The organism is Burkholderia sp. AU6039, assembly GCF_002223365.1.
Lineage (GTDB): Bacteria > Pseudomonadota > Gammaproteobacteria > Burkholderiales > Burkholderiaceae > Burkholderia.
This window is the reverse complement of sequence record NZ_NKFK01000005.1, coordinates 84226-108626: the sequence shown is the minus strand read 5'-3', so window position 1 is coordinate 108626 and position 24401 is coordinate 84226. Positions and strand designations below refer to the sequence as shown.

Annotated in this window: 22 protein-coding genes; 9 read left to right on the top strand and 13 right to left on the bottom strand. The window is 68.8% G+C overall.

From position 1 onward, the window contains the following. Positions 1-127 precede the first annotated feature (127 nt). Entirely contained in the window at positions 128-1102 is a 975-nt protein-coding gene (locus CFB39_RS18220; protein ID WP_089473884.1) for a LysR substrate-binding domain-containing protein, read from the top strand. 100 nt (positions 1103-1202) lie between these two features. On the opposite strand, the gene CFB39_RS18215 is transcribed toward CFB39_RS18220, so the two are convergent. From CFB39_RS18215 to CFB39_RS18190, 6 genes are all read right to left on the bottom strand, one after another. Beyond that, positions 1203-2108, bottom strand: a complete 906-nt coding sequence (locus CFB39_RS18215) for a LysR family transcriptional regulator (protein ID WP_089473883.1) — start codon at positions 2106-2108, stop codon at positions 1203-1205. 76 nt (positions 2109-2184) lie between these two features. Then, positions 2185-3429 (bottom strand): acyl-CoA dehydrogenase family protein, encoded by a 1245-nt coding sequence (locus CFB39_RS18210; RefSeq protein ID WP_089473882.1) that lies wholly within the window; start codon positions 3427-3429, stop codon positions 2185-2187. Between the two features lie 33 nt (positions 3430-3462). Next, complete coding sequence (locus tag CFB39_RS18205) at positions 3463-4221, bottom strand: SDR family NAD(P)-dependent oxidoreductase (RefSeq protein ID WP_089473881.1); 759 nt, start codon at positions 4219-4221, stop codon at positions 3463-3465. 7 nt (positions 4222-4228) lie between these two features. Beyond that, a complete protein-coding gene (locus CFB39_RS18200; protein WP_089475586.1) occupies positions 4229-4993 on the bottom strand; it encodes an SDR family oxidoreductase in 765 nt (254 codons plus the stop codon). Positions 4994-5051: 58 nt separating this feature from the next. Further along, positions 5052-6083, bottom strand: coding sequence for a phosphotransferase (locus CFB39_RS18195; RefSeq protein ID WP_089473880.1), 1032 nt, complete (start codon positions 6081-6083; stop codon positions 5052-5054). A 19-nt stretch (positions 6084-6102) separates the two neighbouring features. After that, on the bottom strand, positions 6103-6777 hold the full coding sequence (locus tag CFB39_RS18190; protein ID WP_089473879.1) for a histidine phosphatase family protein: 675 nt from the start codon (positions 6775-6777) through the stop codon (positions 6103-6105). Positions 6778-6984: 207 nt separating this feature from the next. Here CFB39_RS18190 and CFB39_RS18185 point away from each other — a divergent pair, with 207 nt between their 5' ends. Continuing rightward, entirely contained in the window at positions 6985-7140 is a 156-nt protein-coding gene (locus CFB39_RS18185; RefSeq protein WP_089473878.1) for a DUF3309 family protein, read from the top strand. 159 nt (positions 7141-7299) lie between these two features. On the opposite strand, the gene CFB39_RS18180 is transcribed toward CFB39_RS18185, so the two are convergent. From CFB39_RS18180 to CFB39_RS18170, 3 genes are all read right to left on the bottom strand, one after another. Beyond that, entirely contained in the window at positions 7300-7716 is a 417-nt protein-coding gene (locus CFB39_RS18180) for a BON domain-containing protein (RefSeq protein ID WP_089473877.1), read from the bottom strand. A 59-nt stretch (positions 7717-7775) separates the two neighbouring features. Then, positions 7776-8759: a LysR family transcriptional regulator gene (locus CFB39_RS18175; RefSeq protein ID WP_089473876.1), complete on the bottom strand. Its 984-nt coding sequence runs from the start codon at positions 8757-8759 to the stop codon at positions 7776-7778. 231 nt (positions 8760-8990) lie between these two features. Then, on the bottom strand, positions 8991-10004 hold the full coding sequence (locus tag CFB39_RS18170) for an NAD(P)H-quinone oxidoreductase (RefSeq protein WP_089475585.1): 1014 nt from the start codon (positions 10002-10004) through the stop codon (positions 8991-8993). 173 nt (positions 10005-10177) lie between these two features. Here CFB39_RS18170 and CFB39_RS18165 point away from each other — a divergent pair, with 173 nt between their 5' ends. Continuing rightward, positions 10178-11071, top strand: a complete 894-nt coding sequence (locus CFB39_RS18165) for a LysR family transcriptional regulator (RefSeq protein WP_256991416.1) — start codon at positions 10178-10180, stop codon at positions 11069-11071. 43 nt (positions 11072-11114) lie between these two features. Here the strand turns inward: CFB39_RS18165 and CFB39_RS18160 are convergent, their stop codons facing one another. Then, the gene (locus tag CFB39_RS18160; RefSeq protein ID WP_089473874.1) at positions 11115-13883 is read right to left on the bottom strand and encodes a LuxR C-terminal-related transcriptional regulator; all 2769 of its coding nucleotides are present in this window, start codon (positions 13881-13883) and stop codon (positions 11115-11117) included. 330 nt (positions 13884-14213) lie between these two features. On the opposite strand from CFB39_RS18160, the gene CFB39_RS18155 reads away from it, so the two are divergent. Beyond that, entirely contained in the window at positions 14214-14633 is a 420-nt protein-coding gene (locus CFB39_RS18155; RefSeq protein WP_089473873.1) for a nuclear transport factor 2 family protein, read from the top strand. A gap of 24 nt (positions 14634-14657) precedes the next feature. Here the strand turns inward: CFB39_RS18155 and CFB39_RS18150 are convergent, their stop codons facing one another. Further along, a complete protein-coding gene (locus tag CFB39_RS18150) occupies positions 14658-16334 on the bottom strand; it encodes a fatty acid--CoA ligase (RefSeq protein WP_089473872.1) in 1677 nt (558 codons plus the stop codon). Positions 16335-16780: 446 nt separating this feature from the next. On the opposite strand from CFB39_RS18150, the gene hchA reads away from it, so the two are divergent. The 3 genes from hchA to CFB39_RS18135 all read left to right on the top strand — a co-directional run bounded on the left by hchA (position 16781) and on the right by CFB39_RS18135 (position 19716). Continuing rightward, positions 16781-17662, top strand: a complete 882-nt coding sequence (gene hchA, locus CFB39_RS18145) for a glyoxalase III HchA (protein WP_089473871.1) — start codon at positions 16781-16783, stop codon at positions 17660-17662. Positions 17663-17891: 229 nt separating this feature from the next. After that, a complete protein-coding gene (locus tag CFB39_RS18140; protein WP_089446841.1) occupies positions 17892-18629 on the top strand; it encodes a response regulator in 738 nt (245 codons plus the stop codon). A gap of 1 nt (position 18630) precedes the next feature. Then, positions 18631-19716: an ATP-binding protein gene (locus tag CFB39_RS18135; RefSeq protein ID WP_089473870.1), complete on the top strand. Its 1086-nt coding sequence runs from the start codon at positions 18631-18633 to the stop codon at positions 19714-19716. A gap of 39 nt (positions 19717-19755) precedes the next feature. Here CFB39_RS18135 and CFB39_RS18130 read toward each other — a convergent pair whose 3' ends face one another. Further along, positions 19756-20442 (bottom strand): hypothetical protein, encoded by a 687-nt coding sequence (locus tag CFB39_RS18130; protein ID WP_089473869.1) that lies wholly within the window; start codon positions 20440-20442, stop codon positions 19756-19758. 193 nt (positions 20443-20635) lie between these two features. Between CFB39_RS18130 and CFB39_RS18125 the strand changes: the two genes are divergently transcribed. Continuing rightward, on the top strand, positions 20636-21913 hold the full coding sequence (locus CFB39_RS18125; RefSeq protein ID WP_089473868.1) for an MFS transporter: 1278 nt from the start codon (positions 20636-20638) through the stop codon (positions 21911-21913). A 306-nt stretch (positions 21914-22219) separates the two neighbouring features. Here the strand turns inward: CFB39_RS18125 and CFB39_RS18120 are convergent, their stop codons facing one another. Further along, positions 22220-23167: a LysR family transcriptional regulator gene (locus CFB39_RS18120; RefSeq protein ID WP_089443634.1), complete on the bottom strand. Its 948-nt coding sequence runs from the start codon at positions 23165-23167 to the stop codon at positions 22220-22222. A 115-nt stretch (positions 23168-23282) separates the two neighbouring features. Here CFB39_RS18120 and CFB39_RS18115 point away from each other — a divergent pair, with 115 nt between their 5' ends. Then, positions 23283-24338 carry a 4-hydroxythreonine-4-phosphate dehydrogenase PdxA gene (locus CFB39_RS18115; protein ID WP_089473867.1) on the top strand — a complete coding sequence of 352 codons (1056 nt, stop codon included), beginning with the start codon at positions 23283-23285 and terminating at the stop codon, positions 24336-24338. Positions 24339-24401: the final 63 nt, after the last annotated feature.

The following is a 24401-nucleotide window of genomic DNA, read 5'->3' as shown; positions in this document are numbered from 1 at the left end:
CGGCTCGGCGACCCGGCCGGCTGCCGTTGCCGGTCCCCTGCTTGCCCCAACCCCTTGCGCATGTCTCTCTCCATTAGGTCGAGTCGCTATTGTGGGCAGGTTGCGCTTTCATGAAAATTGAAGATTCATGAACCAGCCTTCCGAAAACATGAATCCCGACCTGATTTCCGGGCGACGCAATGCGGGCAATTTCCTGCGGCTGCGGCACTTGCGCATGCTTGAGTTGGTCGCAGACGGCGGCTCGCTCGCCGCGGCCGCCCGCACGCTGCACCTGTCCCAGCCGGCGATCACGAAAATGCTGCAGGAGATGGAAGCGGTGTTCGGCACGATGCTCGTGACGCGCGGCGCGCGCGGCGGACGGCTGACCGCCGACGGCGAAGCCGTCCTGCAGCGCCTGCGGATCGCACTCGCGCAGTTCGACGTCGCGCTGGCCGGCGACGGCAACGACGAAGGCCGGCCGCTGCTGCGCATCGGCATGCTGCCCGTGGTCAGCGTCGCGCTGTTGCCGCAGATCATGCGGCACCTGACACGGGACGCTCCGGCGCCCCGGCTCACGGTCATGGAATCGAACGTCTCTGGGCTGCTGGACGCGCTGTCCGCCGGGCGGATCGACTGCATCATCAGTCGCCCCGACGCGGAAGCGTTATCGAAGCTCGACGGGCTCGACGTGACGATCCTGCCCGTGTACGAAGAACCGCTGGCGATCGCGTGCCCGCTCGCGCATCCGTTCGCCGATGCGCGACGCATCTCGACGGAGCAGTTGCAGCGCGAAGCATGGATCATCCCGCATGCCGGCACCGATACGCGCCGCGCCTTCGACGCGCTGTTCGTCGATCACGGCCTGATGCCGCCGCGCCCGCTCGTTGAATCGATGTCGTTTCACACGAACCTGCAGATGGCCGACGCGCTCGGCGCATTGACCGTCGCGCCCCAGTCGGCCGTGCTGCACTACGCGCGCATGGGCGTGATCCGCAAGGTCATCGGTTTTCCGGTCATGCCGGTGGGGGAGATCGCGCTGATCCATCTCGCGACGATGGCCGGCCTGCCCGCGCTGCAGCGATTTCGCGACGCGGTCGAAGCGGCCGCGCAAGCGCGTCGTTGATGCGCGGTTATCGCGGGGCGGCTTGCATCCGCGTCATCGAGAAGGCCACTCGATGTGCAGTCGGCTCACGCCGAAGTTGCCAAGGGTCGCTGCACACGCATCACTGCGCGTCGCCGATCCCGCCCATCAGCGTCATCAGTTGCTCGCGCAGCCACCGGCTGCCCTGGTCCTGATCGGCGCTGCGATGCCAGTAGCAAAAGTATTCGAGGCCCGGCATCTCGAACGGCAGTTCGAGAATCCGCGCCGGATAGCGCTGCAGCAGCCGCAGCGGCGCCGTCAGCGCGAGATCGCCGCGCATCGCGATCAGCGGCGCGACCATGTAGTGCTGCACGCGCATCTGGATCGTGCGGCGCAGCCCGAGGCGCGTCAGCTCCGCGTCGACGTGCCCGCTGCCCTTGCGGCGGCTCGACACGTGGATGTGCCCCATCGCAAGGTAGTCGTCCATGGTGAGCGTGTCGCCCTTGAACGGGTGATCGTCGCGGATCATGCACGCATAGCGGTCGCGCACGAGCAGCGCCTGGTGCAGGTGCGGATCGCCGATCAGCGGCGCGTCGATCGCGAGGTCGACGGAGCCGTTCGCGAGCGCGGTCGCGACTTCGCGGCGGTCCATCGTGTAGCTGCGCACGTGCATGCCGGGCGCATGCGTCTGCAGCAGTTCACCGAGCGCGGGCAGCAGCAGCGCCTCGGTCAGGTCGCTCATGCTCATCCGGAACACGCGCGTCGACGACGCCGGATCGAACACGTCGCCTTCGTGCGCGCTCGAATCGAGCAGCTGCATCGCCTCGCGCACGCGGCCGACGATGTTCTCGGCCAGCGGCGTGGGCATCATCCCGGCCGGCGTGCTGACGAACAGCGGATCGTTCAGGGTCTTGCGCAGCCGTGCCAGCGCGTTGCTGACGGCCGGCTGCGTGAGGTTCAGCACCTCGGCCGCGCGCGTCAGGTTGCGCTTGGTGTAGATCGCGTCGAATACGACGAACAGGTTCAGGTCAATCTTCGAAAGGCGCATCGCCGGATCTCCTTGCCGGCATCTTACGGCGTGCGCCTCTCGTTCGTCCACGGCCCTGCGCATCGTGGCGCGATGCTCAGCCGCGCAGCGGCGGCGTCAGGTACGCGGCCGTCGAACCCGGCTCGCCGTCCTTGATTTCCATTCGCGCGATCGCCTGCAGGTGCACCTCGTCCGGGCCGTCGGCGAAGCGCAGCGCGCGGCCCCAGGTCCAGTGGTCGGCGAGCGGCGTATCGGGGCTCAACCCCGCCGCGCCGAACACCTGCATCGCGCGGTCGCACACGTCCGTATAGACGGTCGGCACCAGCGCCTTGATCATCGAGATTTCCTTGCGGGCAGCCTTCGCACCGACCTTGTCGATCATCCACGCGGCCTTCAGCACCAGCAAACGCGCCTGCTCGATCTCGATGCGCGAGCGCGCGATCCATTCGCCGACCGTGCCGTGCTTGTTCAACGGCTTGCCGAACGCGACGCGCGATTGCGCGCGGTCGACCATCAGCTCCAGCGCAAGCTCGGCCGCGCCGATCGAACGCATGCAGTGGTGGATGCGGCCCGGCCCGAGGCGGGCCTGCGCGAGCGCGAAGCCGCTGCCTTCCTCTCCGAGCAGGTTGCGCGCCGGCACACGCACGTTGTCGAACGTGATCTCGCAGTGCCCTTCCGGCGCGTAGTGATTGACCACCGTGATGTTGCGCACGATCGTCACGCCCGGCGTGTCGCGCGGCACGAGGATCATGCTCTGCTGCTGGTGCGACGCGGCCTCGGGATCGGTCTTGCCCATCACGATGAAGATCTTGCAGTTCGGATGCGCGGCGTTCGTGATGAACCACTTGCGGCCGTTGATCACGTACTCGTCGCCCACGCGCTCGATGCGCGTCGTGATGTTCGTCGCATCCGACGACGCCACGTCGGGCTCCGTCATCGCGAACGCCGAGCGGATCTCGCCGCGCAAGAGCGGCTTCAGCCACTGTTCGCGCTGCTCGGGCGTCGCGAACATGTGCAGCAGCTCCATGTTGCCGGTGTCCGGCGCGTTGCAGTTGAACACTTCCGACGCCCAGCCCACCCGCCCCATGATCTCGGCGAGCGGCGCGTATTCGAGGTTCGTCAGGCCCATGCCGGGCTCGTCGTCCTTCAGGTGCGGCAGGAACAGGTTCCACAGCCCTTCCGTCTTCGCGCGCGCTTTCAGCTCCTCCATGAACGACACGGGATACTGGCCCGCATGCACTTCCTCGTTCCACTGGCGAATGCGCGGCACGATGTGCGCGTCCATGAATGCGCGCACGCGGCTGCGCAGTTCTTCCACTTTCGGGGTGTAGCCAAAATCCATGATCGACTCCTCGATTCCGTTCGTCCGGTTCGGTCAGAAGGCCGAGACACCGCCGTCGACGGCGACGGCCTGCCCGGTCAGATAAGTGTTTTCCTTCGCGCACAGCGTCAGCATCGTCGCGACGATTTCCTCGGGCCGGCCGAGCCGCTTCATCGGCGAGCCCTGCGCGAGAAAATCCTGGCGGTCGCCGATATCGCTGTCGGTGACCATCGGCGTCGTGCTGTAGAACGGGCATACCGCATTCACGCGAATGCCGTGGCGCGCGTATTCGATCGCCGCCGTCTTCGTGAGCCCGACCACCGCATGCTTGGATGCCGCGTAGGCCGCCAGCTTCGGCGCGCCGCCGAGCCCGGCCATCGACGCGACGTTCAGGATCACGCCTGCGCGCTGCGCGAGCATCTGGCGGATCTGGTGCTTCATCCCGAAGAACACGCCCTTCGCGTTCACCGCGAAGCTCAGGTCGAGATCGGCTTCGTCGGTATCGATCAGCGCCTTCATCGGCGGTGCGATGCCCGCGTTGTTGATGCCGACGTCGAGCCGGCCGAACCGCTCGGCTGCCGCCTGCACCAGCGCGGCCACCTCCGCCTCGACGCGCACGTCACAGCGTTGCGCGATCACGTCGGCGCCGGCCGCGCGCAGCGGCGCGGCCACGCGTTCGAGCGCGTCGACGTTCAGGTCGCCGAGCGCGACGCGCGCGCCCATCGCGGCCAGCTCGCTCGCGAGCAACGCGCCGAAGCCGCTCGCGGCGCCGGTGATCATTACGGCTTGCCCGGCATAGCTGTCGATCTTCATCGCGCGCTCAGATCGTCAGGCCGCCGTCGACGACGATGCATTCGCCGTTGGTGTAGCTCGCCGCGTCCGACACGAGATACAGCACCGTGCCGGCCATTTCGCGCGGCTCCGCATGGCGGCGCAGCGGGATCTTCCCCATCCAGGTCTCGTAGATGTCCTTGTCGGCGAACAGCGCGCCCGCGAACTTCGTCTTCGTGAGACCCGGCAGCAACGCGTTCACGCGGATGCCGAGCGGCCCGCATTCCTTCGCGAACGCCTTCGTCATGTTGACGACCGCGGCCTTCGTGATCGAGTAGATGCCCTGCCGGTCGCCCGGCTGCAGCGCGTTCACCGACGCCGTGTTGACGATCGCACCGCCGCCGTGCGTCTTCATCAGCTTGCCGGCCTCGACCGACATGAAGAAGTAGCCGCGAATGTTCACGTCGACCGTCTTCTCGTACGCGGCGAGGTCGGTATCGAGGATGTGCCCGAAATACGGGTTCGCGGCCGCGTTGTTCACGAGGATGTCGAGACGGCCGTGCTTGCCGCGGATGTGCTCGAACGTCGCGGCGATGTCCTCGAGCCGCCCGACGTGGCAGGCCAGCGCCTCGGCGCGGCCGCCTGCCGCGACGATCTCGTCGGCCACGGTCTGGCAGTCGGCGAGCTTGCGGCTCGACACGATCACGTGCGCGCCCTGCTCCGCGAGCAGTTTCGCGATTTCCTCGCCGATGCCGCGGCTCGCGCCCGTCACCAGCGCGATCTTGCCCGTCAGGTCGAACAGATTCGTTGCCATGTTGCTGTGCTCCTCCATTGATGTGGTGTCCTGCCGCTGCCCGGTGAAACCGGCAATTTCAGCGATGCGCGTCGATCACGCCGACGGCCAGCTCGGCGAGCCGCCCGGCCATCGCGCCGACGCGCAGTGCCTGCTCGCTCGACGCATTGCCCTGCAGCGCGCGCGCCTTCACGCCCTGCGCGATCGACGCGAGCCGGAAGAAACTGAACGCGAGATAGAAGTGCCAGTCGCGGATCGGCTCGATGCCGCGCAGTTCGCAATAGCGCGCGACGATCGCCGCTTCGTCCGGCACGCCGAGTTCGGCGCGATCCTGGCCCGCGAGGCCGCGCACCTGCCCGCCGGACGGCAATCGCAGGCACATGCAGAGATACGCGAGATCGGCGAGCGGGTTGCCGAGCGTCGACAGTTCCCAGTCGAGCACGGCCTGCACGCGATAGCTGTCGCGCGCGAACATCAGGTTGTCGATCCGGAAGTCGCCATGCACCAGCGTCGGCCGGCCCGTGTCCTCCGGGCACGCTTTCGGCAGCCAGTCGATCAGCGTTTCCATCGCGTCGAGGCGCTCGGTTTCCGCCGCGCGGTACTGCTTCGTCCACACGCCGATCTGGCGCTCGAAGTAATTGCCGGGGCGGCCGTAGTCGGCAAGGCCCACTGCCTCGACATCGACGTCGTGCAACGCGGCCATCGTCTGCAGCAACGCGTCGTAGCAGGCCGCGCGATCGGCCTTCGGCAGCTCCGGCAATGCGGGATCCCAGAAGATCCGGCCGTCCTCGTAGCTCATCACGTAGAACAGGCTGCCGATCACGTCGCGGTCTTCGCAGAGGTGATACGGATGCGCGACCGGCACCGCGGTGCCCGACAGCGCGCTCAATACGCGGAATTCGCGGTCGACTGCATGGGCGGACTTCAGCAGTTCGCCCGGCGGCTGGCGGCGCAGCACGTAGCGGCCGCTCTTCGCGTGCAGCAGGAAAGTCGGATTCGACTGGCCGCCGGCAAACTTCTCCGTGTCGACCGGGCCTTCGAAGCCCGGCACGTGCGCTTCCAGATAGCGCGTGAGGCGGGCTACGTCGAGTTGCTGGGTAGGGTTCGTCATCGTCGCGATCGTTCGTGGGTCAGCCGTAGGTTCGCAGCGCGTGTCGTTCGGGATCCTCCAGATGCGGGATGCCGTTGAACGACGCGAGGTGGAACGCATCGGCGTTGAAGAAAAACTGCGAAAGGCTGCTGTTGCGGATCTGCAGGTTCAGCGCGATCGCGCTCGACGGCGGCGCGGCCAGCACCTGCTGCACGGTGACCGCGATCGGGCCGCCGGAGCTCACCGCCAGCACGCGCTGGCCGCCGCCGTGGCGGATCGCCGCGCGGGCCTCGGCCACGCGCTGCTGGAAGTGCGCCCAGGTCTCGGGGGCCGACTCGCCGAGCTTGTCTTCCGACCAGAGCTGCAGCACCTGCCGGAGCGCGCGGAAATGCTCCTTCATCGAGCCGGCCGCGAGGCGGGCGATGTCGGGGTAGTCGTGCGCGGCGGCCGCGAACAGGCCATGGAAGTCGTATTCGTTCAGGCCCGGGTGGCGGTCGACCGGCGCGCCTTCGCGGCCCATCCCGCGCAGGATCGCGTCGACCGTCTGCGCGTGGCGGTTCAGCGTGCCGCAGATCACGCGGTCGAATGTGAGCGCTTGCCGCGCGAAGTATTCGCCGAGCCAGACGCCCTGCTGCTCGCCCGCCGCGGACAACCGGTCGTAGTCGTCCGTGCCGAAGGACGCCTGCCCATGCCGTACCAGAAATAGTTCAGCCATCGCATGCCCGCCAGATCAGAAGGATTCAGCATAGGGGGCGGGGACGCATTTTTAAACTTTATTTTCTGAATCCGGGGGTATTCATTTTGTGAATCCGCCCTGCTTCGGACCTTGCCGCTGTTCGGCGCGCGCCGTCGCGGCACGCGCATTGCTCCCCTCTCCTAGGCGGAAGAACCGCGATGTCCAATCCGTTCCAGGAGGGGTGCGATGCTCGGTACGATCCTTATCATCATTCTGATTCTCCTACTCATCGGTGCATTTCCTGCATGGCCCCACAGCCGCAGTTGGGGCTACTGGCCCTCGGGCACCGTCGGGCTGGTCGTCGTCATCGTCGTGATACTGGTGCTGATGGGCCAGATCTGACGCAGCCACGCGCCAGCCGGCCGGGCAGAGGCCCGTTTGAAACAATCGCTGCCGGCCCGGCCGGAACGTGCGCATACCCGCACCGGGAGGGCCGGCAGTCGATTCACGGGCATGACGCGCGAATACCCCGGACGTCGCCGCCCGGGGGGCACGTGCCCGTTACTGCGCGCCTTCCAGACGCAACTGCAACCGGCTTTTCACGGACGTGACACCCGGCACCTGGCGGGCCGCCTCCACCGCGACCTGATCCTGCGACGGGTCCGTGATCTGGCCGGCCAACGTCACGTCGCCCGTCTTCGCCTTCGCAAACACGGTGACATGCGCGTCGCCGATGCCGGGCGCCTTCGCGATCGCCTGGCGGACCTTCTTCGCGAACGCGCGATCGGCCGCGCGATCGGCCTTCTTCGCCGACCGTGCCGCCGCCGCGGGTGACGGCGACGCAACGGCGGACGCGGCCGCCGACGTGGCGACCCGTTGCGGGCCGGACACGTCCGCATTGGGTGCGCCCGACTGCGCATGGCCCAGGATCGGCGACAGCGCAACACAACCTGCAATGACGGCAAGACGAATCTTCATCGAAAAATCTCCTCAAGGAACGATGGATAACTGCGGGGGGAAACGGCGGGGGAAGGCGGTCAGGCCGCCGCACCGGACATCGCACGGCTTAGCGCACGGCCGCGCGGCGCGGCGATCGATTCGAGTGCGTGTTCGTCGGCCGCCAGCGCGGGCGACAGCGTCGCGCGCAGGTGGTCGAGAAAGGTGCGGATCTTCGCGTCCACGAAGCGGCGGGACGCGAACATCGCGTAGACGTCGAGCATCGTCAGCCGGTAATCGGGCAGCACGCGGACGAGCCGTCCGCTGCGCAGATCGTCGATGACCGAATAGATCGCGAGCGAGCCGATGCCCAGCCCCGCACGCAGCGCGATCGACAAAGCTTCCGGCGCATTCGCGTGGAACGGCGCGGCGAGCACGGCATGCGTCGCAACGCAGCCGTCGCCGCCGTGCAACTGCCATTCGCCATTCGCGTCGGCAGGCGTATCGAGGCGCAGGCACGTATGGTCCGCCAGTTCCGCCGGGTTGTGCGGCGTGCCATGCCGCGCGAGATAGGCGGGCGACGCGACCAGCACGCTGTAGCTCCGCCCGCACGAGTGCGCGATGTAGCCGGAATCGGGCAGGCTCGACGCGGTGACGACCGACACGTCGTACCCCTCTTCGACGAGATTCGGCAGCCGCTGCGAGTACGTCATTTCGACGGACACCTCGGGAAAGATCGCCTGATACGCGACAGCCGACGCGGTCACGTGGCTCTGCCCGAGCCCCGGCATCGTATGCACGCGCAGCCGCCCGTACGGACGGACCAGCGCATTGCGCGCTTCGGCGTTGGCCTGGTCGACATCGCCGAGGATCGCCAGCAGGCGCTCGAAATAGCGCCGCCCGCTGTCGGTCAGCGCGATCTTGCGGGTCGTCCGGTTCAGCAGCCGGATCTGCGCGTAGTCCTCCAGGCTGGCGACGGCCCGCGACACCTGCGCGGTGGCCATGTCGCCCTGCCTCGCGACGGCGGTGAAGCTGCCGGCCTGCACGACACGCACGAACGTCCGCATGTTTTCAAGCATGTCCATTTCGATTCATCGTCCATCGCGGCCGGCGCGCCATCCGCCACGCGCGCACGACCGGGCCGTCCCGCGCCCGGCCGCGCACCGCGGCCTCGGTTTCGAACCGCGGCCCGCGAAGCGTCGACGTGCCGCTGGGCCATCGATCGCGTCGCGCGCCGTCATGTTCAGTGGTACCGATTGTCGCCATTCGCCGCGCAGCCTTCAGCCCCCCGTCCGGGGGGCTGAAGCGCGGGCCGATCATGTGGAATGCTTGCCGTCTGCGACGGAAGCCGGCGTGCGCAGCACGATCTTGCCGATGTGGCGGCCGGAATCCATCAGCGCGTGCGCCGCACTCGCGTCGCGAAGGTCGAAGGTCTGGTAGACCTGCGGCTTCACCTTGCCCTGCCGGATCAGCGGCCACACGGCTTCCTCCAGCTCGCGGATGAGCTGCGCCTTCTCCGCGTAGGTGCGCGAGCGCAGCGTCGAGCCGATGTGCGTGAGGCGCTTGGTGAGCATCGGGAACAGGTCGAGCTCCTTCGCGGGCCCGTTGATCACGCCGATCTGGACGATGCGGCCGTTCATCGCGGCCGCCGCGAAATTGCGCGCGACGTAGTCGCCGGCGATGATGTCGACGATCACGTCGACGCCCTTGCCGTCGGTGAAGCGCTTGACCGCGTCGACGAAATCCTCGTTGCGGTATTCGATCGCGAGATCCGCGCCGAGCCGCAGGCTCGCGTCGCGCTGCGCGTCCGAGCCCACCGTCGTGATGAGGGTCGACGCGCCGAACGCCTTCGCCAGCATCGTCGCGGTCGTGCCGATGCCCGACGCGCCGCCGTGAATCAGCACGCTGTCGCCGGCCGCGAAGCCGCCGCGCTGGAACAGGTTCAGCCAGACCGTCATGAAGGTTTCGGGCATCGCCGCCGCTTCCGTCATGTCGAGGCCGTCGGGAATCGCGAGCGTATTGCTTTCGTTTGCCACCGCGTATTCCGCGTAGCCGCCGCCCGGAATCAGCGCGCAGACTTCGTCGCCGAGCGCGAAGCGCGTGACGTCGCGGCCGACCGCGACGACTTCGCCGGCAACCTCGAGACCGGGAATGTCGGACGCGCCGGGCGGCGGATCGTACAGCCCCTTGCGCTGGAACACGTCGGGGCCGTTCACGCCGGCCGCATGAATGCGGATCAGCACTTCGTCGTGGCCCGGCGACGGCACGGGACGCATGGTCGACACGAGCACGTCGGGGCCGCCGGGACGCACGATTTCGATCGCCGTCATGTTGGCGGGCAGGGGTTTCACGTCATCAGTCACGATATGATCCTCAACGTTCGTCGATGCGCGGCCGATTCGCGGATCATCCTCGAATCGCGGCATCGCAATGGGTGTGAAGACAGTCTAGGGACGGTGCCGCGCGCGGGCACGCAGTGAATTGCCGAACGAGGAATGCAAAAATGCATCAGTCAGCACAAGCGATGAACTGGGACGACGCACGCGTGTTCCTCGCGATTCATCGCGAACGCACGTTGCGCCGCGCGGCGCAAACGCTCGGGGTCGACCAGGCGACGGTCGGGCGCCGGCTCGCGCAGCTCGAGCACATGCTCGGCGCCACGCTGTTCCTGCGCTCGTCGAAGGGCTACCTGACCACGCCGGTCGGCGAGCTGGCGCTGCGCGCCGCCGAGGCGATGGAGCAGCATGCGCACGAGCTCGTCCGCGTGACGCAGGGCGTCGACCGGCGGCTCGCCGGCGAGGTCAAGATCACGACGACCGATGCGCTCGCGCTCGAATTCGTGATGCCGTCGATCGCGCGGCTGCACGCGAAGCACCCCGACGTATGCGTGTCGCTGAACACGGCGACGCAAATCCTGAACCTGGCGAAACGGGAAGCCGACATCGCGGTGCGCACCGTGCGGCCCGACAACCCCGATCTCGTCGCGCGCCGCCTCGCCTGCTGGGACATGGGCCTGTTCGCTTCGCACGACTATCTGCAACGGCATGGCGAACCCGTGCGCGGCAGCGCGTTCGCGGGGCACGACCTGGTCGTCTACCAGCCGTATGTCGACGCGAGCCGGAAGCCGGCGATCGCCGGCGAGCCGATCGACGCAGGACGCATCGTCGGGCGGATGAATTCGAGCCTGATGATGCGCGCCGCGCTGCGCGCGGGCCTCGGCATCGGCGAAGTGCCGGTGCATATGGGCGAACGCGACGGCCTCGCCCGCATCTGGCCCGCGCAGACGCGGGACGCGCCGTACGAGGTCTGGCTCGTCACGCATCGCGACCTGCGCCACACCGCGCGCATCCGCGCGACGATCGACGAGATCGTGTCCGCGTTCGACGCGCATCGCTGAGCCCGTCGCACCGTGGCAACGCCACCGCACCGCCCGCCACCGCCTATTCGTCGCCGACGCGCGTGCGGGACGACGCATCGAGCGCCAGCCCGCTGCGCACGGCCTGGATGCGCGACGTGACGTTGAGCTTCTCGAAGATGTTCTTCAGGTGCCACTTGATCGTCTCCGGCGCAACGCGCAGCGCGCGGGCGATCTCCTTGTTCGACAGGCCGCGCGCGACGTAATCGAGGATCTCGACCTCGCGCGCGCTCAGGTTGCCGGCCGTGCCGGGCCGCGCGGCCGGCGCGGCATTCGACGCGCGGTCCGCCTCGAACGCCCGCGCGAGTTCGCGCAGATACCACGTGCCGACCGCCGGAAACCGGTCGGCCCGCTTCAGCACGCGCGCCGTCAGACGCTCGGCCACGGCGCCTTCGTCGACGAACGTGCGCACGAGCCCGTTGCCTTGCCCGTATTCGAGCGCCGGGGCGAGCACGGCCAGGGCGTCGTCTTCCTGCCCGGCCTGTTCGAGCGCGACCGCACGCAGCACGGCGGCCTGCGCGGCGAACCAGTCGAAGCCGCGCGCGGCCAGCACGTCGTGCACCGTGGCCATGATCTGCGCAGCTTCTTCCGCGCGGGCATCGGCAAGCAGCAGCCGCGCCCGCGTGCACTGCGCCATCTGCCACGTCTCGACGTAGCTCGACGCGGCTTCCGGCGCGGCAGCCGGCACCAGCGCCGCCAGCGCCCGCCCGACACGATGGGCCTGGGTCAGCTTCCCCGCGCTCACGTGCAGCCGAACGCCGGTCGCCATGCAGGCGACGCGCAACCGCAGCCATTGCCGGCTGCAGGCGATGTGGTCGACCTCGTCGAGGATCTCGTGCGCACGGGCCTCGTTGCCGGACCGGAACTGCAGCACCGCGGCCGTCTGCATGAACCGCAGCAGCGGCCCGAGCGAGCACGCCTGCATCGCGATGTCGAACCGGTCGCGCTGCGCGTCGCGCACCTTCGGCCAGTCGTTCCATTCGTAGTAGATCGCGGACAGGTAGCCGGCCGACAGCGCCGTTGCCGCCGACAGCCGCCCCGCCGAGTGTTCCGCGCCGCGCAGCGCGGTCTCGAAGGTCTTCGACGCATCGTGCAGGCGGCCCGCGACGAATTCGGCGAGGCCGGACATGTTCTGCCGGTAGACATGCGCGAACAGCGGCTCCTGGCCCGACGCCGCGCGTTCCGCGCGCGCGCGCAGGTCGAGCACGTCGTCGAGACGGCCCGCGTAGCCGAGCCCGAAGATCAGCGTCGTCTGCCCGATCTGCTCGACCCACGAGCCGGCCGGCGGGCCGGCCGCCAGCACGCGCTCGCCGAGCGCGAGCGACTCGACGCTCCGGTCCGACAGCCCCGCGATGAGCGAGCGGACGCCGAGCAGTTCGGTCGCGGTGATCGCGTCCGTGCCGAGCCGCCGTTCGTCGATATCGGCTTCGATCGCCTCCAGCGCGCGGCGCGCGTCGACCATCTGCATCGACAACGCCAATGCCCACACGTGGGCGATCCGCAGCCGCAGGCGGCCCGCCAGCGCCTGCTCCGGCAGGCGGGACACCCAGTCGAGCACGGTGCGGACGTCGCTCGCGGCGATCAGCTTCATCGCGCACGCCTCGACCCAGCCGGCGGCCGCGTCGAAATCGCCGGCGGCGAGCGCATGCCTGACCGCATCAGGCCATTGCCGCTCGGCCGCGTACCACGCGCTCGCGCGGCGATGCAGCGCGCCGACCTCGTCCGGCCGGCGCAACGCCAGCTCCTCGCGCAGGTATTGCAGGAACAGCGCGTGATAGCGGTAGCTCCGGCGGCCGCCGTCGACCGACCGGATGAACAGGTTGTGCGTGCTCAGCCACTCCAGGCACGCGACGGCATCGTCGCGGCCCGTCAGCGCATCGCACAGCGCGGGCGTCATGCGGTCCAGCACGGCCGTGCAGAGCAGGAAGTGACGGATCGCATCCGGCACCTGCGTCATCACGTTCTCGTTCAGGTACGCGGCAATGCCGGCGCGCGCATGGCTGACCTGCTCGGCGACGCGCGCCGCATCGGTGTCGTCGCGCAACGCGAGCGCCGCGAGTTGCAGGCCAGACACCCAGCCTTCGGTGGCCGCGCGCAGCCGCCCGACGTTTTCCGCACTGAGCGGCTTGCCGGCGACGCGCTCGAAGAACGCGCGCGTCTCCGCTTCGTCGAAGCGCAGGTCGTCCTCGTCGACCCGGACGAGCTCGTCGCGCGATTCGAAATAGCTGAGCGGCAACGCGGGCGCCGAGCGGCACGACAGCACCACGTGCAGGGTCGATGGCGCATAGCGCAGCAGCTCGAACATCGCGTCGTGGATGACGGGCGACGCAAGGCGGTCGTAGTCGTCGAGCATCAGGACCAGCTCGACGCCCGCCCCCTCCAGCTCGTTGAGCAGTTCGTCGAACACGATCTTCAGCGGAATCAGCGCGCGGTCGCGCAGCAGCCGCTGCGCGCGGCCGCCGACCCCGCCCGTCGCGTCGACGATCGCCGCCACCACGTACGACGAGAAGATCGACGCGTTGTCGTCGTCCTGGTCGAGGCTCACCCAGGCGACCTTCACGTTCGTCGCGACGAGTGCATGGCGCCACTCCGCCAGCACGGTCGTCTTGCCGTACCCGGCCGGCGCGCACACGAGCGTCAGCCGCCGATCGAGGCCGCGCGCGAGCCGGCCGAACCGCGCGATGCGCGACACGATTCCACGGGCCGATGCCGGTGCGAGCTTGGTGCGCACCAGCACTTCGATCCCGTCGGCGTCCGCAGGCCCTGCTGCTTGTCTGCTGTCGCTGGACGTCATGCTGTTCCTGTTCTCCTTGCGCTGCGCGCGTGCGTCCGCCTGGAAGGCCGGACCGCCGTGCGGCCCGGTGCGCGGCGCGGCGCCGCCCCGCGCCGGAACAGCATAGCGACACGGCGACGGCCGTCAAAAGTAGGTGATATCCGTACCGCGGCGTGCGCCGGTCGAACGGAAGGACTCGCATTGTTCTCGATCGGGCCGGTGCTGTTCAGCCCCCCATTCGGGGGGCTACCGCGCCGGGAAAGTCACTCCATCCTGACCGGAAGGTGTCCTGCACAGCCGGCTCGCGCCGCGCGTCGGGACCGTCGCCCAGCCGTTCCACGAGGAGTCCGCATGAACCGTCGCGACGTCGTCGCCGCCTTTTTCGACCGGTATCGCCAGCATGACGTCGAAGGCATGCTCGCGCTCTTTTCCCCCGCCGCCGTGCTCGACTACGTGCCGGCCGGCGCGGCGGCTCCGGTCGCCACGCACGGCAGGATGACCTGGGGCACGCTGCTCGATGCGTTCCCGGACCTGTCGAACCGGATCGACGCCATTCATGCGGATGGTGCCGGCCGCCACGCCACCGCCGAGGTCACGATCCGCGGCACGCAGGCGCGGGACTTCCTCGGTATCCGGAATCGCGGCCGGTCGTTCACGCTGCGGCACGCGTTCGTGTTCGAGTTCGACGCCGACGGCCGCATCACGCGGCTGGCTGCCTACTGGGACAACGTCCGGCTCTTCGAGGATCTCGGCAAGACGACGCTCGGATGAGCCGGCGCTTGGCCGGCCGCGCCGTCACGCGGGCTGGTAGCGATCCCGCAGCGCCCGCTTGTTGATCTTCCCGACGCTCGTCTTCTCGATCGCGTCGACGATCAGCAGCCGCTCCGGCACCGCGTACCGCGAAATCAGCCCGCGATCGGCGACCTGCTTCACGTGCGCCTGCAACTCGGCCGGACTGACGCGCCCCACCTGGTCGTCGGCCAGCACGACGAGCGCGAGCGGCCGCTCGCCCCAGCGCGCGTCCCTCACGCCGATCACGGCCGATTCGCGCACGGCGGGATGGCGCGACAGGATGTCCTCGAGCTCCAGCGACGACACCCATTCGCCGCCCGTCTTGATCACGTCCTTGATCCGGTCGGTGATCTGCAGCCGGCCGTCCGGATCGATCACGCCGATGTCGTTCGTATGGAGATAGCCGCCGGCCCACAACGACGCCGTTGCCGGCGCGTCGCCGAGATAGCCGGCCGTCGCCCACGGCATGCGAACGACGACCTCGCCGGCCGCACGGCCGTCATGCGGCACGTCGCGAAACTGCGCATCGACGATGCGCAGGTCGACGAGCGGCAGCGGCAGCCCCGCCCTGGTCCGGCGCGCGAGCGCGTCGTCGGCCGTGCCGTTCGCCGTCGGCGACGCATCGACCTGGGCGATCGTCATCAGCGGGCAGGTTTCCGACATCCCGTAACCGGTGTACACGTCGATGCCGCGCGCGAGCGCTGCCCGCGCGAGCCCTTCCGGCAACGGCGAGCCGCCGACCACCACCTTCCACGACGAGAGATCGACCGATGCCGATGCGGGGCAGTCGAGGATCATGCCGAGCAGCGTCGGCACGCAGTGCGAGAACGTCACCGATTCGCGCGCGATCAGCGCCAGCAGCCCGTCGGGCGAGTAGCGCCCCGGATAGACCTGCTTGAGCCCGAGCGCGGTCGCGATGTAGGGCAGCCCCCACGCGTGCACGTGGAACATCGGCGTGATCGGCATGTAGACATCGTCGCGATGCAGGCGCCCGCGCTCGCGCGCGCTCGACAGCGCGGCCATCCCCGCCAGCGTGTGCAGCACGAGCTGGCGGTGGCTGAACGCGACGCCTTTCGGCAGCCCGGTCGTGCCGGTCGTATAGAACGTCGTCGCGCGGGTGTTCTCGTCGAAATCGCCGAACATGAAATCGGGCGAACTGGCCGCGACGAGCCGTTCGTATTCGTCGGCGAAACCGTCGGGCAGCCCGGTCTCGGCGCCGTCCGCGATCAGCACGAAGCGCTGCGCGGCCACGAGCCGGTCACGGATGCCGTCCAGCAACGGCAGGAAATCGCGATGCACCAGCACGACCCGCGCGCCGCAATGGTTCAGCGTGTGGAGGAGCTGATCGGGCGACAGCCTGACGTTCGCGGTCATCAGCACCGCGCCCATCATCGGGATCGCGTAATAACACTCCAGGTAGCGGTGGCTGTCCCAGTCCATCACGGCGACCGTATCGCCCGCGCCGACGCCGAGCGACGTCAGCCCGCTCGCGAGTTGCCCGATGCGATGCCGGAACGTCCAGTAGTCGTGCCGGACCTGGTCGCCGTACACGATCTCCTGCTCGGGCCGCGTCGCGAGCGGCGTGTGAAGCAGCTGCTTGATCAGCAGCGGATACGCATGCGCGGACGGGGCCGGCGCATCGTGCAAATGCGGCTGTGACGGATTCATGAAGGGCTCCATAAGCGACCGGTCAGACACGATGCCGGCCGGGCAAAGCTGCGCGCCCGCGGGCGGCACGGCCCGTGCATCCGCCGGGGCCGGTCTTCGCGAGTGGGGCCACGATACCCGACGCGCCGGCTTGGGCGCCCCCCCCTGTCAGGGGGAGTCGGCGCTGGCGCGCCGGCCCGGCGGACATCCGCGCGTCACGTGCCGGGCGTATCCACGACGAGGGGCGCACGGTGCGCGGTGCGGTGCCACGACCCACCTGATCGGGGGGGCGTGGCGCACCGGGTGCCGAGGTACGATTCATGACGGCGCGCAACCCGTTGTTCGGGACGCGCATCCCCTCGCCCCGGGCATGAACGGAGGCCCACGCCGCCGATTCGCAACCGTGCATGTGCAATGCACGCGTTGTGTGCCGTTTTGCATGCCGAATCCTCAATCCATCCCCCGAGAAAGGAGCAGCCATGACTTCCGAACAGCCGCAGATGGACAGAACGCCCACGCCCGATCCGGCCGAAAACAACGCGTACTTTCCGTCCCCGTATTCGCTGTCGCAGTACACGTCGTCGAAGACCGATTTCACCGGCGCGGATTACCCGAATCCGTACACGGGGGGCAAGTGGAAGGTGCTGATGATCGCGACCGACGAGCGCTACATCCTGATGACGAACGGCAAGATGTTCTCGACCGGCAATCATCCGGTCGAAATGCTGCTGCCGATGCATCACATGGACCACGCCGGCTTCGAGATCGACATCGCGACACTGTCGGGGAACCCCGCGAAACTCGAACTCTGGGCGATGCCGGGCGACGACGAGGCGGTGCAGGGCACGTACCGGAAGTACCTGCCGAAGCTCAAGGCGCCGCTGAAGCTGTCCGATGTGCTCGACGCCAACCTCGGGCCCGAATCGCCGTACATCGCCGTGTTCATCCCGGGTGGCCATGGCGTGCTCGCCGCCATTCCGTACAGCAAGGAGGTGAAGCGCGCGCTGCACTGGGCGCTCGACAACGACCGCCACATCATCACGCTGTGCCACGGGCCCGCGAGCCTGTTGTCCGCTGCCGTGGACGAAGATCCGCGGGACTACCCGTTCAAGGGCTACGAGATGTGCGTGTTCCCGGATGCGCTCGACACCGGCCCGAATCTCGAGATCGGCTACATGCCGGGCCCGCTGCCGTGGCTCGTCGCGCAAAGCCTGGACAAGCTCGGCGCGAAGGTGCTCAACAAGGACATGACCGGCCGCTGCCATCAGGACCGCAAGCTGATCACCGGCGACAGCCCGCTCGCATCGAACGGGATCGGCAAGCTCGCGGCCGCCGCGCTGCTGAAGGAAGTCGGCCACTGACACGGCCCGCGCCGCACGTCGCGCCCCTTCACGTTGCAGACGGGCGTCCCGCCCGCGGTGCCGGCCGACCGCGGGCGCGGCCCGGCCCCGTCGAACCGGGCCATCGTCGTCACATCGTTCGCCAACACGCCGTCCCGCGCCGGCGCGCACCGCCGCCCGACCTCTGCTCGACGGCGTTTCCCATGCGGTAGTATGGCGACTCGATGGAACCCCCGATGGACTCACACGAATGGCCCTGCCTGATCTCCCGCCCCCTTCCAGCGCCGGCCAGGACGCCCAGGCGCTCGTCCTCATCGCCGAAGACGAACCCGAGATCGCCGAGATCCTGACCGCCTATCTCGCACGCGGCGGCCTGCGCACCGTGCACGCGGCCGACGGCCGCCGCGCGCTGGAACTGCACCTGCAGCTCAAGCCCGACCTCGTGCTGCTCGACGTGCAGATGCCGCACGTCGACGGCTGGAAGGTGCTCGCCGAAATCCGCCATCGCGGCGACACGCCCGTGATCATGCTGACCGCGCTCGACCAGGACATCGACAAGCTCACCGGCCTGCGCATCGGCGCCGACGACTACGTGGTGAAGCCGTTCAATCCCGCCGAAGTCGTCGCGCGTGCGCAGGCGGTGCTGCGCCGTTCGATGGCCGGCTCCCGCCAGGAAGAGCAGCGCGTGCTGCGGGTCGCGCCGTTCGAGATCGATCTCGAACGCCACGAAGCCACGCTCGAAGTGGGCAGCGAACGGCACACGCTCGTGCTGACGCTCACCGAGTTCAAGCTGCTCGCGCAGCTCGCGCGCGCGCCGCGGCGTGTGTTCAGCCGCGCCGAGCTGATGGCCACCTGCCTGCCGGAAGGCGACGCGCTGGAACGCACGGTGGACAGCCACGTCAGCAAGCTGCGCAAGAAGCTGGACGACCTCGGCGTGCAGGGCGTGCCGGTCAGCGTGCGCGGCGTCGGCTACAAGCTCTGGAGTTGACGTGAAGCTCGATGGCCTGAGCCGGCAGATCGCGCTGACGATGGCCGGGATGGTGTTCGGCGTGACGCTGCTGATGGTGCTCACCGCCACCCTCTTCTACTACGTCGCGTTCAACTACTGGCCCGCGCATTTCAACACGAAGAACCTGCTGCCGAGCGCGCCGGAATGGCTGTGGCTGATCGCGACCACGTCGGTCGGCCTCGTGCTGTCGGTCGCGGTCGCCGTCAATCTCGCGCGCCGCATCCTCGTGCCGCTCAATTCGGTCACGGACAGCATTCGCCGCGTCGCGCGCGGCGATCTCGACGCGCGTGCCGTGGCAGGCGACCGCTCGCTGCATGAAGCCGCGCTGCTCGCCGACCACTTCAACGCGCTCGCCGACGAGCTGAAGCGCGTGACCAACGAACAGGCGATCTGGAATGCCGCGATCGCGCACGAGCTGCGCACGCCCGTCACGGTGCTGCGCGGGCGCCTGCAGGGGCTCGCCGAAGGCGTGTTCAAGCCCGACGAAGCACAGTTCCGCAGCCTGCTCACGCAGGTCGAAGGGCTGACGCGGCTGATCGAGGATCTGCGCGTGGTCAGCCTCGCGGATGGCGGCCACTTGAGCATCGAGATCCGCGACGCCGACCTTGCCGCCGACGTGCGCGCCGTGGTCGACGTGTTCGCCCATGCGCTGCAGGCCGCCGGCCAGCATCCGGTGCTCGATCTCGACCCGCGGCGCATGCGCTGCGACCCGGTGCGGATTCGTCAGGCATTGCTCGCGCTGCTGGAAAACGCACGCCGCCACGCGGTGCCAGGCACGATCCGGATCCAGACGCGCATCGAAGATGGGATATGCCGGCTGCGCGTCGAGGACGACGGCCCCGGCATCCCGGCCGATTTCGCGCCGCTCGTGTTCAAGGCGTTTCGGCGCATCGACGAGTCGCAGCCCGGCGGCAGCGGCCTCGGGCTCGCCGTCGTCGCGGCGATCGCCCATGCGCACCACGGCGAAGCCGTCTGCATGCCGACCGGCGCGGGCGGCACGCGGTTCGAAGTGCAGTGGCCCGACAACCTCGTGCCGGCGCCGGACAACGCGCGCTTTCCGGCTTGAGACGCCGGCTTCACGTCGCCTTTACGTCCGCTTCAACCGTCACGCGCCCGGTTCGCGCCCGACCTGTTCGAGCGGCGGATTGAACCCGAGCACCGTGTACTCCCGCACGGACACGGTTCCTTTCCCCGCCGCGCCCTGCACGACGACCGCGCGCACCGCACCGGCCCGGTCGAATGTCAGGCGGGTGCCGAGGGTCGCGTTGCGCAGCGCCTCCAGTTCCTCGATCCGCGCGATCGCCAGCTTGCGCACCGCGCCGGACACGTACACCGGCAGGAACACCAGCGCGATGAAGATCGACACCGCGTCCTTCCAGGCGGTGTCCAGCACCGGCTGACCCGACAGCACGAGCGACAGCGAGGTTGCCGCGACGAAGATCGCGAGCACGGTCGCGCCCACGCCGAGCGACGAGAACCGTTCGGACGCCTTCTTCATGCGCGCCTTCACGAGTGCACGCGTGGTCGCGGCGGGCACCAGCCACTCGCGCTGCGCGCCGTGGTACCCGGCGAAGCCGAGGAACAGCGTCGCGACGGCGCTGATGCCGATGGCGGTGTACAGCGCGTCGAACAGCATGCAGATGAATTCGAGCACGAACACGATCACCGGCGGCCACAGCAGCAGACGGAACGAATAGCCGTCGCGGCCGTGCCCGCGGATCCACCATTTCACCGGCGGCAAGTCCCAGAAGCGGCTCTCGCGGCGGAGTGAAAGTTCTTCGTCGTCGGTCAATTCTTCACCTGTGGTGCTCCATTGCGTCGGGTACGACCGATGCTGATGATGCCGCTGAAACGGGAATGAATACCTGGGGTTATCGATTGATCCCAAAGATTCATTAGACAGTGTCTCCGCCGCCGCGCGATGCTGGCCCGGCCAGTGAACGCGGCGTCATTGACACGCCGCGCACGAGAATGGAGTGAGACACATGCCTAACGACCCCCGTCAACGGCGCCAAACGCTGTGGCTGCTGTGCGCGCTTTCTTTCATCCTCTACGTCGACCGCGTCAACCTCGCGACCGCAGCCGGCGCGATCAAGGCCGAACTCGGCCTGTCGAATACCGAACTTGGCGTCGCATTCTCCGCGTTCGCGTATTCGTATGCAATCTGCCAGATTGGCGGCGGCTGGATCGCCGACCGGTTCGGCGCCCGCATCACGCTGATCGGCTGCGGGCTGATCTGGGTCGTGTCGACCTTCGCCACCGGGCTCGTGCACAGCCTCGGGCTGCTGTTCGCCGCGCGGCTGCTGCTCGGCATCGGCGAAGGCGCGACGCTGCCCGCCCAGGCCCGCGCGATCACCCACTGGTTCCCGCGCGAACGGCGCGGCGTCGTGCAGGGTTTCACGCATTCGTTTTCGCGGCTCGGCAACGCGGTCACGCCGCCGATCGTCGCCGCGCTGATGACCTGGCTGTCATGGCGCGCGGCGTTCTTCGTGATCGGCGCGGTCACGCTGGTGTGGCTCGCGTGGTGGATCGTCGGCTTCCGCGAACATCCGCTCGGCGACGAAACCGGCCACGGCCGCACGCGCACCGCCCGCCCCGCGCCGCTCGCCGGCCCGACGCCGTGGGGGCCGCTGTTCCGCCGGATGGCGCCGACCATCTTCGTCTACTTCTGCTACGGCTGGACCGCGTGGCTGTTCTTCACGTGGCTGCCGACGTTCTTCCTGAACGGCCAGGGCCTGAACCTGAAGTCGACCGCGCTGTTCGCATCCGGCGTGTTCTTCGCGGGCGTGGTGGGCGACACGCTCGGCGGCTGGCTGTGCGACCGCATCTACCGGAAGACCGGCAACCTCGCGCTGTCGCGCCAGAGCGTGATCGTCGCGAGCTTCGTCGGCGCGCTCGTGTGCCTGCTACCGCTCGCGGTCGTGCATTCGACGGCCGGCGTCGCGCTGTGCCTGTCGGGGTCGTTCCTGTGCCTCGAACTGACGATCGGGCCGATCTGGGCCGTGCCGAGCGACATCGCGCCGACCCACGCCGGCATCGCGAGCGGGATGATGAACGCGGGCTCCGCGATCTCGGGGATCCTGTCGCCGATCCTGTTCGGCTATCTCGTCGATCGCACGGGGAGCTGGACCGTGCCGTTCATCGGCTCGGTCGCGATGCTGCTGATCGGCATCGTCGCCGCGCTGCGGATTCGCCCGGATCGTTCGTTGGCGGAATCGATGTCGGTGCTCGCTGACGCGCCTGCGGCGCCGTCGGTGCACTGAGGGGGGCGTCGCGGTTTCGCCTGCGTCGGCTGTCTCGCCGCGATGGTGGTGCATGACCGACTCGGCTTGCGCGGTTGGCTTGGTTGGCTCGGTTAGCTCCGCTGATCCGGCTGGCTCGGCTGGCTCGGCTGGCTCGGCTGGCTCGGCTGGTTCGGCTGGTTCGGCTGGCCGGGGTAGCGCGGCTGGCCAGGTTGACTCGGCCGGCTCGGCTGGTTCGGCCGGCTGGGCTGATTCGGCCACCGCGGCTGATTCGGCCACCTCGGCCGCCGCGGCTGGCTCGGCCGCCTCGGCTGGCAAACCGCCCCATCAAGCGCCGCCATCATCTCCGCCCCCTTCGCGGTGAAACAGCGCAAGAAACTGCTGCGCGGGAATGCTCAGCGGCCGGTCGCGCCGCACGAGGCTGCCGTACGACGGCAGCTTCTGTTCGAGCGTGTAATCGACGATCGCGACGAGCCCGTGCTCCGCATTGCGCTGCGCCACCGTCAGCGGAATCACGCCGAGCATCGTCGAACGGTCGACGAGGTTCATCGTGGTCAGGATCGACCCCGTTTCGACCAGCCCGCGCGGCATCGGCTGATGCCGCGCGTTGAACTCGCGCTCGACGACCTCGCGCGCCGGGCTGCCGGCCGGCTGCAGGATCCACGTGTAATCGAGCAGCGCGTCGAACGCCACGGGCCCCGCCCCCGCGAGCGGATGGTCGCGGCCCGCGATGATCGCGAGCGCCTCGTCATCCACCACGCGGAAATCGCAATCGGTCCCGACGTGCCGCCCGATCACCACTTCGAGCACGCCTTCGCGCAGCTGCGGCATCAGCCGGTCGCTCGTATCCACCGCGATGTCGATCGCCAGCAGCGGGTAACGCGCCTTCAACTGCACCAGCGCCTCGGTGAGCCGCCCCGGCGACGCCGCCATGATGCTGCCGATCGCCAGCCGCCCCGCGCTGCCGAGCTGCAGTTCGCCGAGCTCGCGGTTCAGCGCCTCGACACTGCCGCGGATCCCGCGGAAATAGCCGAGCACGCGCTCGCCGGCCGGGTTCAGCACGAGCCCGCGCCCGACGCGATCGAACAGCCGCTGGCCGAGCGCGCTCTCCAGCTCGGCCAGCATCTTCGTCGCGGCCGGCTGCGTGAGGCCCATCTGGTCGGCCGCCGCGCGCAGCGTCGAGCATTCGTCCACGGCCAGCAGCAGCGCGATCTGCCGCATGCGCAGCCGGTTCAGCAGCTGCGGCGTCGAGTCTCGTCGGTCGATCGAGCCCATCTTTGATTACTCCAGGTTATCGATTCATCAAGAGTTTTCAATTTACCGACTCATTCCGTCTACCTAGCATGAACCCGATAGACAAACGGCCAAGCGCCGCCACCGGAGACACCGCATGAACACCCCCTCGCCCGCCGCCGCCCTGCCCGTCGTCGCGCTGACGCTCGGCGACCCCGCCGGCATCGGCGCCGAACTGATCGCGAAACTGCTCGCCCGTCCCGACGCCACCGCCCGCGCAAATCTCGTGCTGATCGGCGATCGCTGGCTGTGGGAAGCCGGCCAGCGCGTCGCGGGCGTGACGGTCGACGTCGAACCGGTCGCGTCGCTCGCCGCCGCGCGCGGCCGGCCCTCGACCGAACGCGCCGCGTTCGTCGCCGTCGACACGATCGATCCGGCCGACGTCACCGTCGGCCAGCCCGGCGCGGCCGGCGGCCGCTCGACGCTGACCGTGCTCGACCTGTGCCTCGACGCGGCACTCGCCGGCGACATCGACGCGATCTGCTTCGCGCCGCTGAACAAGTACGCGATGAAGCTCGGCGGGCTGAAGCACGAGGACGAGCTGCACCACTTCGCCGAAGCGCTCGGCGTGACCGGCTACTTCTGCGAATTCAACACGCTCGGCGAGCTGTGGACCGCCCGCATCTCGTCGCACATTCCGCTGAAGGATGCGCCGGGCTACCTGAGCATCGAGCGAATCGAACAGGCGTCCGAACTGATCTACCGGTCGCTGCTCGCGAACGGTGTCGCCGCGCCGAAAGTGGCGATCGCCGCGTTCAACCCGCACGGCGGCGACGGCGGCAGCTGCGGCCGCGAGGAAGTCGACATCATCGAGCCGGCCGTGCGCCAGCTGCAGTCGCGCGACTGGCCGACCGACGCGCCGTTCCACGGCCCGTTCCCCGCCGACACGATCTTCCTGAAGGCGCAGGCCGGCGACTACCAGGCGATCGTCACGATGTACCACGACCAGGGGCAGATCGCGATCAAGCTGCTCGGCTTCTCGCGCGGCGTGACCGTGCAGGGCGGGCTGCCCGTGCCGATCACGACGCCCGCGCACGGCACCGCGTACGACATCGCGGGCCGCGGCACGGCCGACGTCGGCGCGACCTGGCAGGCGCTGCAGATCGCGTGCCGGATGGGCGCCGCGCGCCGCGCACAGCCCGTTTCCGCCTGACCCGACGGCCCCGCCGGCCGACCGCTTTTCAACACGACAACATCACACCGAACTCCGGAGACA